Raw genomic sequence first — 16,133 nt, 5'->3', positions numbered from 1 at the left:
CACGACAGATCACACTCTTTCCCTACACGACGCTCTTCCGATCTCTGTGAGTGATTGATATGGGTATCTGTATAGTCATTTTTAGCATTATTCAGCTATCGAGAGTCATTTTCTAGAAGAACAAATCCAATTTACTTTGAGTGCTATGTTGGGCTCATATTGCAGGTTTTTTTTTATTGTGTTTACCATAAGTTTTATTATTAGGTATCAGGCTTTATATTCCAGGTTGCATTTCCATAGCTAACCATGGATTTATTATTAGATAAATTTGTTATTCTGGAGATTGGAGATCTAGGAATCTATTATTAGAGAGAAGATGAAGCATATACAGTATATCTACTAGCTAAGGAGTTGGCTTATGATGTTGTTACTGGTCAGACTGACAAGCTTGCTGCTGCTCTTGCCAAAATAAACGGTAAGGACATTGTTCACTTTGCTAAGGCTGTTGAAATCTCTCACCCTATCATCGATGGCAAGGTTTGTAGTGGAACTCATGCAAAGATCAACGGTGACACTGCGTCGACTACGTACGCCGTTGATCCGGGAACAACGACAACGAAAACGGCTCAGTGCAGTGGTTTTGGGGGGACAGCTGGAGCTGGACAGGCCCTTTTGAGCACTTTTGTGAGTGCTGTAGGGCTAGTAGATGGTAAAAATTGGCCAACTGGTCAGACTGGGAACTCAACAGCTGCCAAGATAGGCCCTACTAACAGCAACGCCACAGCCGTAGCTCAAGACCTAACAAAACTCACCACTGAAGAAAAGACTACAGAATGGACTTTTAATATTAGTGGTCTATAAAAACCTTTGAGTCATAAGAAAATTCCATAGGATATAACAGTAAAAACTATATTTCTCTCACAATGAACCTTTTAATATTAGGATATGAATAGATATTCTAAGTTGATATTAATATTTTTTTAAGTAAATTCGTATGAACTTGTGATTATTGCCCGAAATATGCTAATACATTTTATACAGTAGCTGGTCGTGTCTGTATGTCCGTAAGAAATGCAAGCAAGCGTCTGTCTTTGATTCCCAGGGCAAAGCTTCTCACTATCAAATCACTGCTCCTTTTTTGTTGTCTGATTTTAATGAATATGCCAAATAAAGTAATGGCGTTCTTGTACACGCCTTATACCCGTTTTGAGCAGAGTAAGCACAAACATAGTGGTACAGGAGGGATATTTGAAGCCCCAAGTATAGAAGTTGGCTTTCAAATAGCCAGAAATTTGTACCAATGGTTTTCATTAGAAAGATGGGAGTTTCAAGCAACGGTTGATGGTACTGTACTGGGATACATGAAGCGTGATCCTTCTGATGGGCTTCTAAAAATATGCGCATGTAGTAGGTATACTTCCATTATCAGAGGTGCCTTGCGTCAAGAAGCGGAGGTAATGCGTAAACAGAGACTTAGTGAGGCTACCAACTATGAAGACTTAAGTTTTGACGAAAAACTTGAGCAGGCATGCTACTCTGAAAGCAAGTACTATACAACTTATCACGGTTGTGTCCCAGTCGATACTTCTACTCCGGCTGTTCCAGGGTTTTGTAACGTCTTTGCTAGAGAGGCATATATTAAAGCATTGCCTATGGAGTTTAGTAAGCAGTCTTATTTTATGCAGGGATTAAGAGTATTGCGTATGCAAAATTCAAGTCCCGCCCAGGAATCTCAGAAGACCAGCGCGTATGTTGGCAATTATGATGGATATAATGGGACTTTAGATTCGGGTTACTATAAGTACTCTAAATGTCAGAAGAGGTATCAAGCAAGCGAACCTCAATCGTGTTATTTTGGCGATGATGACAGTATTTCTTATTATGGGTATGCAGTAAGGCAAGTAGGTGACGGAGTGTGCTTGTACTATAAGCGTCAAGGACGGCTATCTGTTGAGTGTGTGCCGTCTCCAGAGATTCCGGATCCTGCTGTTAGTAATGCAGATGGAGGTTTAGGTTTAAGAATACGGTTTCCTGATTGTCACGACAAAAAAGATAGCAAGCCAACCAAATACTGCGACTTTACCATGATGCCTGGGGAGAGAGATAAGGACTTTGGTTTTTCGGTTATAAAGCCCAAGTTGAATAAGGACAAGTATGAATTGGAAGAAGAGATGAGGTGTTTGGGCAAGGATGGTAATGTTTTGAGTGATAAGGATAGTGGTGCTTGCGCGAATTTGCAAAAGTTCTACATCGAAGATCCAAGTAGCAATGTAACTTGTTTTACTCTTCCAGATAATGCAACAAAGAAATTCTATGTAAAAAGAGGTGATAGATATCATTGGATTAGTGAGTTAGAAAAAGTTTTGGTCGCAAGTAGCTTTCAATCCGAGCAGAAAAAATATGCTCAATGCCCAGATAGTCAGTCCATAGATCTATCAAAGCTGAGTCAAGCAGAGATAGATAAAATGGAGAAGATAGGTCGTGGTACATATTTTCTATCTTCCAAAGTTAATGACTTCCGTGGCGGCCAAGTATTATGTAGGGATAATATATCATATCAATATGACAACTACAGGGCATTTCCTCGCAAAGATTTTTGCAGCGCGGATGGTAGTGAAGGTGTGTTAGCAGGGCACTGTAAAACCCGCTATAAGAGTTTGGATAATTTTCAGCCCATATTCTTGAAAGATAGGGATGAAGTTGCTCCTGAGTATGTTATGCCACTAAATCCTATATTTCAGGGTATGTGTGTTAGCAATTTTCCGTCTCATGAATACGTATATGGGGAACAAGAGGGTGACATAGTCAAGCAAGGTGACGGGTATGTAGAGTATGTTTTAGAAGTTGGAGAAAAAAACGCTACATGTGACTTTTTGAAAATAGAAATGTGGGGTGCTGGCGCGGCTGGATCGTTGTCTTCTGGAGCTTCAGGTAAGCAAGGTGAATATGTGATGGGGCTGTTAAAGCCTAATCTAAAGAAGATACAATACCTTTCGATAAAGGTGGGGAAAGGTGGAATTGCTAGCGCAGCACATGGAGATTCGAAGAAATCCTTGGGTTACAATACACTGGTATCTTTGTGTGATGATTTTCACGCTAGAACATGCACTATGGAATTAGGAGCAAGAGGTGGAGGGCAATCGGAGGAAATAGCTACTAAGGGTACGTCAGCTCTAATGCATTACAGAGTTTCAGAAGGACTTACAGAAGCTATTGGAAAAAGCAAGGTGTATACACCATATCACGGTCCATATCAATCTTCGGGGGTACTGGATGCCAGTGAGGCTGGGTGCATCAGGAACCCTAATGATAAGAGTAATAACATTCAAGTAGTAGCTCCTAGCAGTTTTCCGGGAACAGGTGGATGCGCAAGATCAGATATAAACGTTGTACAGGATGGTGCACATGGGCGTGTTAAGATTACATGTGAGCAATGGTCTGGTACTGTAGGAAATATCAAAAAATGGCGTGCAAATTTGGTATGTGAGAAAAAGATGTTGAACGTATTAAAGGAGCTAAATCAGCAAGCGGATAGTGTTGATGTTAGTGATGCAACAAAAAACTTCTTTAAAGCAATATCTACAGAGCAATTTTGCAATTACATTGCTGACTCACCTTTATTTTCGGGTACAGTAAAGCAACTAGCGAACATGGAGCATTTTTCTACATGGTATCTGATAGAGGCTCAGGAAAAGGTGCGATATGCGCTTTACCCTCTTGAAGAAGCACTGAACAGCGAGAAGAAAGTTTTAAGGTATGAGGGAATCAAAGTATCCAATACAGCTAATAGACAAAAACGCGATCATAAGGAAGATGATACCTTAGAAAGAAAGAAAATATTCTTGTCGAGTTTCAAGGAGTTGCTATTTAAGAGCAAAGTGTCCTTGGTCGATAAGCGCTTTGCCAAGCTATGGAAAGACCTTAGTATTGAGGCTAAGAAGCAAGGTAAGCAGATTCATGGTTTTTTCGAAATCCTGAGTCGTATAGGAAGCCGGTCTTCTATATCTATAGCGAGCGGGAACGGAGGAATGTTGAATGACTATTTAAGTAGCCTTCTCGATGTTTTCCGTGGGAATAAGCCTGCTTGGGATATAAGATACATTGCGTCTTACGATTTGATGTATTTACTGCAAAATGAACGCGAAGTATTGGAAGCGTATGAGAAGGAGTACGCTTCAGCGCAAGCTATGAGTCTGGGCAGTTCCCACCATATGGAAGTTTTCAGAAAAGAGTTAAGGGAGGTGATAGATAGTGCACAGTGTGTTTCAAATGGAGTAAGTGGTGATGAAAGAGGATGGCAAGAGCTTCTAGATGTTATAAGTTATCACAACAAGGGAAAATGGTTGCATCTTGGGCAGCTTGTTGAAGTTATGAATAGGAATCGGTCCAGGAGTTTTGAGAGTGAAAAGTTTCTTAAAATCTACCTAAACGAGATTGCAAATATTATTGAGAAAGGTAAATTAACTAGAGATGCAGATGAGCTAGTATCGGAATGCACGGAAAGATTTCTAAGGACGCTGACGTATCCTCAAGATGTATTCCGGGCATATACGGCGGAGTATGCTACAAAAGTAAAGTATGTGAGTTCGCAGGACGCCATCGGGGCTCTCCAACGAGACTTAGTTAACATCATTAATGGTGCGAGATCCTCGAAGCTTGATAAAAGCGTGAGCAGTGATGGTAGATTGAGGAGTATGCTTGCAGCTTTAGAGAAACATACTAAGAATGGTTGGGAGAATATCAATGGGCTTGTTGAGTCCATGATAAAGCATGATCAGAAGTATGAAACTGAGAAAAGGTTTTTAGAGACATATGTTGGAAAGCTTTTAAGCGTTGTTGAAAATAAGGAAAAAGATGTAGAAACTGGCGCATGGGGGCAAAAATATACGGAAAGGTTTTTACAGACTCTAGAAGGTCACTACTCAAAGGTGATGCAAGCATACACAAAAGCATATGATAATAAAACAGCTAGTAAGATAGGGGCTGGTGCGCAGAAAGCTCGGGAAGTTGTAAAACGTGAATTAGAGGATCTGCTCAGTGTTGTATCGGGAGAGCAATTGAAAAAGATTTTGGTTGCATTGACTCAAAAAACCAAGGGAAAGCACATCAGTGATCTTTTCGAAGTTATGCAACGCGACGGGATTAAGGATTCTGCAGGCAGAAAATTTTTTGAAGGTAACCTCAAAAGGCTTCTAGGCGCTTTGGGTAAGGGAGAAGAACGTCCGAAGTATGGTAAAAGGGATGTGGAAGCATTATTACAGGTTCTACAGAAGAATTATCCTGAAATCTTAAAAGCATTCGAAAAAGAGCGTGCTCCGAAAAGTGGCTCTGATGCGCAAGACACTATCGGATTATTGAGAAGAGAACTGAGTGAGTTACTTGGGGGTACCTCTCTTGAAGATCTTCTTGAGACTTTACGTGATTTCACTGGGGGAAGATGGCCTAACGCTAATAGGCTTTTCTCTTCCATGCTTGCGGAGGATGGAAAGTATAATAACGAGAAAGAGTTCCTAAGGTCATATCTTGGCAAAATTGTAGATATCATTGAGGGAAGAACGTATGGTGTTGCTGCTGGTTATGATGTAATAGCGCAGACGGACCAGTTCTCTAACACGCTGCAGAATCATTATCCGCAATTGATGCGGATGTATAATGTGTGGTGCAGTAGTGGTGCTAGAGGTGATGCAAGATCAAGTATACAAAGCTGTTTTGAAGCTTACGAGGAAGAACTATGGGATATCTTCCGTTGGTTAATAGAAGAGAGATTCAAAAAGCTACTAGATCCGTTGATAGCAAAAACCAAGGGGAAGCACTTAGATGTTCTTTTTTCGCTCATGAAAAAGAGCAGGATTAGTAATGCTGTAGCTTTAGAGTTTTACGTGAATACGTTAGGCAAGCTTCTCAGAGTTTTGGAAGGAGAACAGTCGCTGCAATATACAGAGCAGGACGCAGAAGAATTTATCAAGATGATGCAGGATTCTTGTTGTAACGCAATATTGCAGGAATACGAAAATAATTATGCTAAGAAACAGGGGTCTTTTAGACGCAATGACTTGCCTTATGGAGACGACATTACAGAATTTTTGGCACGAGCATTTAGGAAGATATTTGATAAGAGGTCATTCGATGATATTGTATCTGATGTGTGTGACTACACGTACGTAGGTGGATGGGCTTACAATGTTTTTAAGGCTATGAAAAAAGTGAATGTTTTTCAGGCTGCGAAAAAAAAAGAGAAAACAAAACATGGTTACTATTGTTTTTTTACACAAGAATATGTGACTAGGCTTGTGAATGCCATTGAGGATGATACGGCAACAGAAGATAAAAGCTATGTTGTTGAGCAATCAACCCAGTTTCTTGCAATGCTCTCATTCAAGGATGGTTTTTGGAGGCATGGTATAACTGCCGGCTTTAACACTAGCCTTTTTAAGGAACACATTACAAAGATTGTTACGGCAAAGCCGGGAGCGCAATGAAAATAGTATATTAATATGATCATTATTGTATTTATACGCCAAGTTATTGGGTATTAGGTGATCTCGCGTATTGTTATCAGGTGTTTACCATAAGTTTTATTATTGGGTATCAGGCTTTATATTCAGGGTTCTATTAACAAACAATCCATGGATTTGTTAAAGCCTACGTAATAAATCTTATTATTAAAAGGCAAGACTAAGGGAATTAGAGATAGTGGTAGTAAGGAAGATGAAGCTGATACAGTATATCTACTAGCTAAGGAGTTAGCTTATGATGTAGTGTCTCTCGTTTACAAATGAGTTTAATATGCGAGGAGACTGAGTAACTACGCTCCTCCGAATATCTAAAAGCAGTCTCTAGGTATGTTTTGTTTAGTAATCCTAGGATTTCATATCTGGTTTATGTATAGGGTTCTCTTATTAGATAAGGTAAGGACATTGTTCACTTTGCTAAGGCTGTTGAAATCTCTCACCCTATCATCGATACCAAGGTTTGTAGTGGGAAACATGCTGCATTGGTTACGAACCAGGGTACAACTTATAAAGCTGCGCCGACAACAACCGAAACGGAGACAGCTCAGTGTAGTGGTTTTGGCGCAACAAGCGGTGTGACGGGGCCTAAATCTTTTAGTGGTTTTGTTAACGCTGTGAAAGTAGGTGAGGGGAAAAACTGGCCTACGGGTCAGGCTGGGGCAACTGGAGGTGCTAAGATGGGCCCTACTAATAGCAACGCCACAGCCGTAGCAAAAGACCTAGTCAAGGAACTCACTCCTGAAGAAAAAACAATAGTGGCTGGGTTACTTGCTAAGACTATTGAAGGGGGCGAGGTCATTGAGATTAGGGCCGTTTCTTCTTCGAATACGCTGGTAAGTATGCCAGTTACCTATGAATTGCTAGGTATAAATAGGAGTATACACAGTAACTCTTATTATTACAAAGCAAGACTAAGGGAATTAGAGATAGTGGTAGTAAGGAAGATGAAGCTGATACAGTATATCTACTAGCTAAGGAGTTAGCTTATGATGTAGTGTCTCTCGTTTACAAATGAGTTTAATATGCGAGGAGACTAAGTAACTACGCTCCTCCGAGTATCTAAAAGCAGTCTCTAGGTATGTTTTGTCTCGTAATCTTTCGATTTCATATCTGGTTTATGTATAAGGATCTATTATTAGATAAGGTAAGGACATTGTTCACTTTGCTAAGGCTGTTGAAATCTCTCACCCTAACATCGATACCAAGGTTTGTAGGACGAAGCACGCTCCGGGCAAGAGCGACAAGTATGCCGAGTACGCTGCTACTCTAGTGGCGAAAAGTGCGAACTCAGGGAAGACATGCTTTATGTGGTGATGTTGGACACTCTAATGCAAGCGATGGTCATAGCGCAACGGCGCAGGTCCTAAAAGACTTTGTTAAAGCCACACTGCTAGGAGATGGAAGTAAGAACTGGCCTACATCTACAGGAACCGGATCTTCTAGCAACGATAACGCCATAGCCGTAGCTAAAGACCTAGTCAAAGAACTAACCCCTGAAGAAAAAACAATAGTGGCTGGGTTACTTGCTAAAACTATTGAAGGTGGTGAAGTTGTTGAGATTAGGGCGGTTTCTTTTACCGTGTATGCCTCATAGTATTTTGAGAAAGGTATTTGTAGTATTTGGATGTACAGGGAAAATTGTAACCATATTGGAAGCATGATATAGATGGTTCTGCAATGTACAATAACAACGCAAATGAGTTTAGAGTGGCTACTTGCGCGTAGGTATCTGAGTTCTAAAAAGGGAAGATTTTTGTGTTCTCCCATGAGCGTGTTTTCCATTTTGGGGATCGCTATAGGAGTAGCTACACTTGTCTCGGTAATGGCGGTTATGAGCGGCTTCTCGGCTAAGTTATTGCATAACATTCTTGGAATGAATGGACATATTACTGTCCATTGTCAAAATGCTGAGTATTATGCAGTTATTCCAGAAGTAGAAAATACAGCAGGTGTAGTGTCTGCGGTAGCTGTGTTTGAAGGGCAGGTTATGATAAAATCAGAACATGCAGCAGTTGGTGCGGTGCTAAGGGGCATGGAAATGCATGATATAAGCGATAAGCTGTCGCAATACATAGTAAGTGGAGACACCGAAGAGCTAGAGGCGGGAATAATCATAGGCTCGAGATTAGCTGAAAGCTTAAATGTTTACTACGGTGATGAGGTGATTGTGATTTCCTCGTCCAACTTCTCGACTATGCCACGAACGCAGGAGTATAAAGTTACTGGGATTTTTAATGTGGGTATGTACGAATATGATAGCGCGTTTGTTTATGTGCCCTTCAAAAGTGCTCAGACGCTCTTAGGATACGGTGGTGGAATGCAATATGTAGAGGTTAGAGTAGACGATGCCTTGCACTCTTCAGATATCGTAAAAGAACTCATTGAAAAGACCAAGATGCGGGTAGAAGATTGGAAAAGCCAGCATGGGCAGTACTTCTACGCATTAGAGTTGGAGCGTGATGCGATGTTTTTTATTCTGACGTTAATTATTGTTGTGGCTGCCTTCAATATAATTTCAGGAATCTCTGTGTTGGTACAAGACAAAACAAAGGCTGTAGCTGTGATGCGTACTATGGGATTGGGTAAGTTTGCGGTTGCTCGGATCTTCTGCATGTGCGGTGTGTGTATAGGTGCTATAGGTACTGGAATAGGATGTTGCTTGGGTGTCTTGTTTTCTTTAAACATGGAGAGGGTGAGTGACTTTTTGATAATGTTCGGCCAGGGTGCACTTTTTGAATCTATCGCATATTGCTTGGAAGGCATTCCGTCCAAGATGGTACTCTTAGATGTTGTGCGAGTGGCATCATTGTCGTTGTGTATTTCACTAATAGCAGCGTTGCTCCCAGCGCTTAGAGCAGCGTATCAAAATCCTGTAGATATTCTTAAATATGAGTAAGCAAATGCGAAGAGAAACATGTTGTTGGATGAGTATATTCTGTATTTTTGCGCTATGGATGGGAGGAATTGTATACTTTGTTCTTGATATGAGGCAAACTTTGTTGCTCGATATGAAGCAGGATTTAGCATCGGTGCTTCAGCACGTAGAGAAGCTTTCTAGTGCTGGTGCGTCCTTCAATAACAAGCTTTCTGACACTTCCATAAAAGCCGAGAAAGTTATTTCTCTTGTAGAACAGATGAAGGCTTCTATGCCTCCCAAGACAGTCATTGTCAATAAAGATGGTTGTATACCACAGGAGTGTTTGGCAAGGGTGTTGTTGATTGTATGGGATTTACGTAGATCTTTTGCTTTAGGGGCGATGTCTAGTGACACTGTAAGGGCTGTAAAGCCTATGCTAGCAGAGTTGCGTGATCGGGAAATTGACGAAAGTTTGCAGGTTTTAGAGAATTTTACCCATCGTAAAGGTTATAGGGAGATAAAGGAAGAATTGGGTGCGATTAAAAAGTCGTTGCATTTCGGGCATAACGGACCTGTGAGGAAATACTTATCTAAATGGATTTCCATTGAAAACCATAATGACCGGGTGTGGCAGGATTTTGTGAGTTTAGAGAATTTAGTGGATTCAGGAGCGTGGACCGATGCATTGGAGCTTATTGGTAATAGTGAGTTGAAGTCTGTTCCTAGGGTCCAGTTGTGGATGCGTGATCTGGAATTTGTTTTGAGTGTAGAAGGGCATCTTGCTCTGATATACAATAAACTGATTGAGCGTGTTAATAGAAATCCCGAGGGCATATGATTACGTATTTTCTGATTTTCATAGTTGTATCCCTAGCGTGTGGTTTTGCCGTTCAAGGATACGAAGGGCTAGCGCTGAAGCTGGAGGTATTAGGTTATAGCGTAGAGGCTAACGTTGTATTTGTAGTCTTTATGCTGTGCGTACTTTTTCTCTTCATTGTACTAGTAGGGCGTGCATGTTTTGCTTGTGCACTGTGTATGTATAGGGTTCGGCGTGGCAATATATCGAAAAAGTATGATGAAGTTGGAAAAAGCTTTGCATTTTTGAGTGTAGGTCATGTTGATAATGTAAGAAAAATTGTAGGGATATCTGAGAGATTTGCAAAGTTTGATAGCCCAGTGTTACAACTTTTAGAGGGATGTGCTAGTTTTCGTATAGGGCAGTATGAGATCGCTGAGAAGCATTTTTCTATGATGCCATCAAAGGCCTTGCAGGAAGTAGATTTGGGTTCGTGGCTTGTTGGGATACTGGCAAACGAGAAGAGTAGAGATTGCAAGCTTAGAGTTCTAAGTAGGTTAAGCAATGTTTTCCATTCAAGACGGTGGTCGGTGTTGTTTAGATTGGAAATTGCTCGTATGGAAGGGCAATGGTATGAGGTTCTCGCTACATTAAAGTTAATAGAGAAGTATGGTGTTTCTCATACATATGACCTAAATGACTTGGAATTGATTGCACGTTGTAAGCTTGCGGAATTGCACTACATGCAAGGTAATTTTAGAGAAGGGTTTGGAGTAATTAAGGGGGGTTCTGGTCTCCAAGCAACATTATGGCGTGCTAAATTTAATGCAAAATTGAATAATGTAAAAAAGGCCTTGGAGGAGTTGGAGGTGTATTACAAAGGGAATCCGCATCCGGATGTAGCATCTCTTTATCTATCGATGGTTCAAGATAAAAATCTTGCTGTAGAAAAGCTTAATGCCTTAAATCCTGATAGCTACATGAGTTTCTTGCTGATGGTGAGAAAATACATGGATCTGAAGCAGTATAATGCTGCAGAGAAGCATCTGAAGCAGGCGCTAACGAAGTATAAGTATGCCGGGCTATATGCTATGATGCTTGAGATTATGGTGCGTTTAGGTAATTTAGACGAAGTTGAATATTGGATTGATATGATGCGCAGGGATTCAGTGCCTGATATGCACTGGGCATGCGAGAAGTGTTGTTATGTGCCAGAGGAATGGTGTCAGGAATGTGACGAATGTGGGGGATTTAACACGATAAAGTGGCGGGGATAGAGAAGAGTTTAATAGTGACGGGTGTTATTTTCGTTGAAATCGTGCTTGATTACGAGGTTGCATGACATAAATGGGGTGGTTGTGATAGCGGAGGCATTGCTTGTATTTGTTGTGACGTGGTGGATAGCCTTATTTATTTCCCTGCCTATTAATGTTGAGATGAATGAGACTGAAGGTCCCGTAGTGGGATGTGCTAGTAGTGCACCAAAGCGCGCGCATTTGGCAATAAAGACTCTTATCGTGACGGCTACGGCATCGCTTCTGACGTGTTTGTACTGTTACTTCAAATATAAGGGATATGTTGATAAGGTATTTGCTGTTCTGTATGATCTTGCTCCATGATCTTAGGAGCACCCGCGAACTTTTATGATATTTTTGTAGTATATAGCATAATAAATTTTATTAATGTTAGCATGTGCACATGGTGCATACATGCCAAAGGGAAACTACTTGACTGGATATGAGGTGTGCGTAATAATACGGATGGTTTTCCTTATTCGTTGTTTTGGGCGTTGTGAGACAGCAAGTGAAAAGGCGCGCTGAGTATGTCTACGCGCGTGTCTTATTGGATTTAGTTAAGGATAATTCGGAAGAAGTTTCCGCAGGGATCCGTTCGTTGCTTTGTGCATGTGAGGATCGTGGTGTGCGTGCGTTTTTCGCGGATCCTACTGTGCCGTTGGGAGTTAAGGTGGAAGCTCTGCGGGATATTCAAAAGGCGTGTGCGTTGGATGGTACTTTGGTGAACTTTGTCTGTGTTATAGTAGAGGACGGACTGTTTGCTAGCTTGAACCGTATTTTTGAGAAGTTTTTTGCTCTTCTGAGGCGGAGGCTTGGGAAGTTTAATTTGGAAATAATTTCTGCTGCTCCTTTGACGGAGAAGGAAGAGAGTAGAATATTGCGTATGTTGCAGGCGCAGTATGGTGATCCTGAGACTATTATTAGGCGTACGGATCCGGAAATTTTGGGTGGCTTTGTTGCTAAGGGTGACACTTTTATGGTGGATGCCTCTTACGTAGGGCAGTTGCGTGAGCTAACAAGGATTAGTAAGGAAGCTATTTTTAGTATCTAGTGATTTATTGGATGAAGCATGAGTGGTGTATCGTCGGGTGAGGTTCTTAAGATTCTTAAGGAAAGGATAGAGAGCTTTGGTGGTCCCGTGAAAGCGGGTAGCATGGGGGAGGTTCTTTCTGTAAAGGATGGGATTGCTGTAGTTTACGGGTTGTATGGAGCGGGATTTGGAGAGACTGTAGCTTTTGCTTCTGGTGTGCGTGGTGTGATATCTGGATTGGAGAGTGATATTGCAAGCGTTGTTATATTTGGTGAAGATAGGGAAGTAAGGGAAGGGGATTCCGTCGAGTGCACTGGTGAGTTGATGAAGGTGCCGGTGGGGTTTTCGCTGCTAGGGCGTGTTGTAAGTCCTTTGGGTGTGCCTTTGGATGGTGAAGGTGCTATATCGGGATGTGATGCTGAGAATCCGGTGGAGGTGAAAGCGCCGGGAATAATGGCTAGGCAGCCTGTTGGTGAGCCTTTGCAAACGGGGATTAAGACTATAGATATGCTGATTCCTATTGGGCGTGGGCAGCGTGAATTAATTATCGGTGATAGGAAAACGGGAAAAACTGCTATAGCGCTAGACACTATTATAAACCAAAAGCGGTACAATGACCGTGTAGTCGGTGAGAAGGATAAGGTGTATTGCATATACGTTGCTATAGGACAGAAGAATTCTTCGATTGCGAGGGTGGTGAGTAAGTTGCGCGAGGCTGGGGCGTCTGATTACACAATAGTTGTTGCTACTGGTGCTTCGGACTCTGTGCCTTTGCAGTATTTGGCTCCTTATGCTGCTTGTGCTATGGGAGAGTTTTTCCGGGATAATGGCATGCACTGTTTGATAGTGTATGATGACCTTTCTAAGCATGCGGTGGCATATAGGCAGATGTCTCTATTATTGAGGCGTCCGCCTGGTCGGGAGGCCTATCCGGGAGATGTGTTTTATATACACTCTAGGCTTTTGGAGAGGGCTGCGAAGTTGTCGGATGTGCTGGGTGGTGGATCTTTAACTGCGTTGCCCATTATAGAAACGCAAGCTGGCGATGTATCTGCATATATTCCAACCAACGTTATTTCTATCACGGATGGTCAGATTTTCTTGGAGTCGGAGCTATTTCACAGGGGGTTTAGGCCCGCGATAAATGTGGGGTTATCGGTATCGCGTGTAGGTTCTGCTGCGCAGGTGAAGGCGGTAAAAAAGGTTGCTGGATCTATGAAGTTGTCTCTTGCGCAGTATAGAGAGCTGGAGGATTTTGCTAGATTTGGTTCGGATCTTGATGCGAGCTCTCAGGCTATGCTTGAGAAAGGTAGGAGGATGGTAGAGTTGTTAAAGCAGGGTCAGTATTCTCCTCTGTCTGTTGAAGAGCAGGTGGCTGTGATGCTTGCGGGGTCTGATAGCTGTGTTGACGCTATACCTGTTGGTGATATGTGTAGATTTGAGAGGGGTCTGCTGGAGAAATTGCGGATTGACCATGGAGATCTCATGGCTTGCTTGTTGGAGGATAATGTTGCTTCTGATGTGCGAGGTAAGCTGTTGGAGATTATCCGGGGGTTCGCAGCGAGTTTTTGACAGTGAATGTTAGAGATTAGGTACTGTATGAGCGACTATGTGACTACTAGGTTTCCTATTACGAAGGGGGGCTACCAGAAATTGGAGTCGGAGCTGGAAGCTCTTAAGAGTGAGAGACCAAAGATAATCAAATCTATTTCTGATGCTAGAGAGTTGGGTGATCTTTCGGAGAATGCTGAGTACCATGCTGCGAGAGAGCGTCAGGGTCTTGTGGAAAGCAAGATAATGGAGCTTGAATCTAAGAAGTCCAGGGCTGAAGTTATAGAAGTATCAGAGCTATCGGGTGATACAGTTATGTTTGGAGCAACGGTCACTGTGTCCGTATATGATGAGCAGAGTGATACTACTAGCGAGGTCAGGTATCAGATAGTCGGGGAATATGAGGCGGATGTTTCGAAGAATATGATATCGATTAAGTCGCCATTGGTTTTGGCTCTATTGGGTAAGAGAGAAGGTGATAGTGTTGAGCTAAAGACGCCGCGTGGGGACTATAAGGTGTATCAAATTAACAAAATTGAGTTTATATAGGTATTGGGTTTAGTATGAGTTTTGAGCCGAGTGCGGCTGTCTTTTCTTCCATTGAAGAAGTTGTTAAGGATGCTGCGGAAGGGAAGGTATTTGTGCTTCTCGATGATGAGGAGAGGGAAAATGAGGGTGATTTGGTAGCTTTAGCTGATCGGGTGAGTCCTGAAGTTATCAATATGATGATAAGATATGGAAGTGGGGTGGTGTGTCTTGCATTCTCTGAACATCATTCTAAGAAGCTTGGCTTGGGTCTTATGCCTCGGAGAAATGCGAATGATGGTTGTCCGGCCTTTACTGAGTCCATTGATGCTAGATATGGGATAACGACAGGTGTATCGGCGAGTGATAGGGCTGCTACCATATTGAAGGCTGTATCTGATGGCAGTGGTGCTGATGATATAGTAACGCCTGGGCATGTCTTTCCTATAGTGGCGAATCCTGGTGGTGTTTTGAAGAGAGGTGGTCACACTGAAGCTGGGGTAGACATTGCCAAGTTGGCGGGTGCGGCGCATGCTGCGGTTATCTGTGAGCTTATGAATCCGGATGGTACTATGGCGCGATTGCCTGAAATCATGGAGTTTGCAAGTGCATACGGTATTAAGGTGACTACAATCAAAAAGCTAAGAGAATATCTTAGTACTTCTTGACGCGTGTATGGATATTGTAGCGGAAAATCGAAAGGTTAGATTTAATTACACTATTCTCAGTGAGTATGATGCTGGTATTGTGTTGTTGGGTAGTGAGGTGAAGTCATTGCGGCAGCATAAGGTCAGTATGGGTGATGCTTATGTGTTAGAGAGTGGTATGGAGTTATGGGTCCATAATCTACACATATCTGAATACAATAGGTCGAGTTATAAGAATCATAGTCCGTTACGGGTGCGCAAGTTGCTGCTGAGAAGGCGTGAAATAAACAAGATTGCGGGTAGCGTTAAGTCTTCGGGTATTACGGTTGTTCCGAGATTGGTTTACTTTAACGAAAGGGGATTGGCTAAGGTAAGAATAGCGCTGGTAAAGGGTAAGAAGCTATACGACAAGCGGGAGGCTATTAAAGCTAGGGAGTGGGAGCGGGAAAAAGGCCGTACTATGAAGCGCGATATATAGGGTGAATCTGTATTGCTGTGGTTTGGCTCTGTTTTATGGGCATAAGCACGTGTTGTGCATTGAACGGCGTTCTCGAAACACGGTTATTCAACTTTTTTTCTGAATACATATTAAGCAACTAAAGTAGTGAATTTGTGTTTGTTTGTGCTAGGGAGCGTGGTGCTGTGTTCTTAGTGTTATGGGATACAATTACAATCCTGTAAGCACGGTGCACTTGGATGTGGTAAATAGTCGAAAAATCGCTCATAGTTTCTACTGGCAGGTAAGCTAGGTTATGATTTCGGTTATTGTGAAGTAAAGTCCATAATTTTGGAACTGAGTATTGAGATGTCACTCTGGTGGTTACCTAAGATATGCGCGATTGCGCTTTTGCAGCGTCTGTTATTTGATGTTTGGAGCTCTCTTATAAGGCTACCAGGAAAGCTATTATTAGAAGAAATAAAGCAGATGCAGTATACTAGCTAAGGAGTTAGCTTATGATGTAGTGTCTCGTTTACAAATG

Annotated in this window: 15 protein-coding genes; all 15 read left to right on the top strand. The window is 42.1% G+C overall.

Annotation, left to right across the window (positions count from 1 at the left end):
* Positions 1-351: 351 nt before the first annotated feature.
* The 15 genes from KPX09_RS01505 (at position 352) to smpB (ending at position 15,631) form a co-directional block, all read left to right on the top strand.
* Positions 352-801 (top strand): hypothetical protein, encoded by a 450-nt coding sequence (locus KPX09_RS01505; protein ID WP_346017226.1) that lies wholly within the window; start codon positions 352-354, stop codon positions 799-801.
* A gap of 197 nt (positions 802-998) precedes the next feature.
* A complete protein-coding gene (locus KPX09_RS01500) occupies positions 999-6,419 on the top strand; it encodes a hypothetical protein (protein ID WP_249548637.1) in 5,421 nt (1,806 codons plus the stop codon).
* A gap of 402 nt (positions 6,420-6,821) precedes the next feature.
* On the top strand, positions 6,822-7,031 hold the full coding sequence (locus tag KPX09_RS05705) for a hypothetical protein (protein WP_346017225.1): 210 nt from the start codon (positions 6,822-6,824) through the stop codon (positions 7,029-7,031).
* Complete coding sequence (locus KPX09_RS05700) at positions 7,028-7,423, top strand: hypothetical protein (protein WP_346017224.1); 396 nt, start codon at positions 7,028-7,030, stop codon at positions 7,421-7,423. Before KPX09_RS05705 ends, KPX09_RS05700 begins: the two co-directional genes overlap by 4 nt.
* 146 nt (positions 7,424-7,569) lie before the next feature.
* Complete coding sequence (locus KPX09_RS05775) at positions 7,570-7,722, top strand: hypothetical protein (RefSeq protein ID WP_410518471.1); 153 nt, start codon at positions 7,570-7,572, stop codon at positions 7,720-7,722.
* A gap of 9 nt (positions 7,723-7,731) precedes the next feature.
* Positions 7,732-8,046, top strand: a complete 315-nt coding sequence (locus KPX09_RS01490) for a hypothetical protein (RefSeq protein WP_410518470.1) — start codon at positions 7,732-7,734, stop codon at positions 8,044-8,046.
* 171 nt (positions 8,047-8,217) lie between these two features.
* Entirely contained in the window at positions 8,218-9,348 is a 1,131-nt protein-coding gene (locus KPX09_RS01485) for an ABC transporter permease (protein ID WP_249548636.1), read from the top strand.
* Positions 9,349-9,406: 58 nt separating this feature from the next.
* Positions 9,407-10,147, top strand: a complete 741-nt coding sequence (locus KPX09_RS01480) for a hypothetical protein (RefSeq protein ID WP_249548635.1) — start codon at positions 9,407-9,409, stop codon at positions 10,145-10,147.
* Complete coding sequence (locus KPX09_RS01475) at positions 10,144-11,382, top strand: hypothetical protein (protein ID WP_249548634.1); 1,239 nt, start codon at positions 10,144-10,146, stop codon at positions 11,380-11,382. The genes KPX09_RS01480 and KPX09_RS01475 overlap by 4 nt, the downstream gene beginning before the upstream one ends.
* Positions 11,383-11,415: 33 nt before the next feature.
* Positions 11,416-11,724 (top strand): DUF1467 family protein, encoded by a 309-nt coding sequence (locus KPX09_RS01470; RefSeq protein ID WP_275973578.1) that lies wholly within the window; start codon positions 11,416-11,418, stop codon positions 11,722-11,724.
* A 172-nt stretch (positions 11,725-11,896) separates the two neighbouring features.
* Positions 11,897-12,451: an ATP synthase delta subunit family protein gene (locus KPX09_RS01465; protein ID WP_249548638.1), complete on the top strand. Its 555-nt coding sequence runs from the start codon at positions 11,897-11,899 to the stop codon at positions 12,449-12,451.
* 18 nt (positions 12,452-12,469) lie between these two features.
* Positions 12,470-14,002: a F0F1 ATP synthase subunit alpha gene (atpA, locus tag KPX09_RS01460; protein WP_249548633.1), complete on the top strand. Its 1,533-nt coding sequence runs from the start codon at positions 12,470-12,472 to the stop codon at positions 14,000-14,002.
* Between the two features lie 27 nt (positions 14,003-14,029).
* Positions 14,030-14,530, top strand: coding sequence for a transcription elongation factor GreA (gene greA, locus KPX09_RS01455; protein WP_249548632.1), 501 nt, complete (start codon positions 14,030-14,032; stop codon positions 14,528-14,530).
* Between the two features lie 14 nt (positions 14,531-14,544).
* Positions 14,545-15,174: a 3,4-dihydroxy-2-butanone-4-phosphate synthase gene (gene ribB / locus KPX09_RS01450; RefSeq protein ID WP_249548631.1), complete on the top strand. Its 630-nt coding sequence runs from the start codon at positions 14,545-14,547 to the stop codon at positions 15,172-15,174.
* Between the two features lie 7 nt (positions 15,175-15,181).
* A complete protein-coding gene (smpB, locus tag KPX09_RS01445) occupies positions 15,182-15,631 on the top strand; it encodes an SsrA-binding protein SmpB (protein ID WP_249548630.1) in 450 nt (149 codons plus the stop codon).
* Positions 15,632-16,133 lie beyond the last annotated feature (502 nt).

It is taken from the genome of Anaplasma phagocytophilum (assembly GCF_023476575.1).
Classification (GTDB): domain Bacteria; phylum Pseudomonadota; class Alphaproteobacteria; order Rickettsiales; family Anaplasmataceae; genus Anaplasma; species Anaplasma phagocytophilum_A.
Note: the sequence above shows the minus strand (reverse complement) of the source record. Positions and strands in the feature narration are given on the sequence as shown.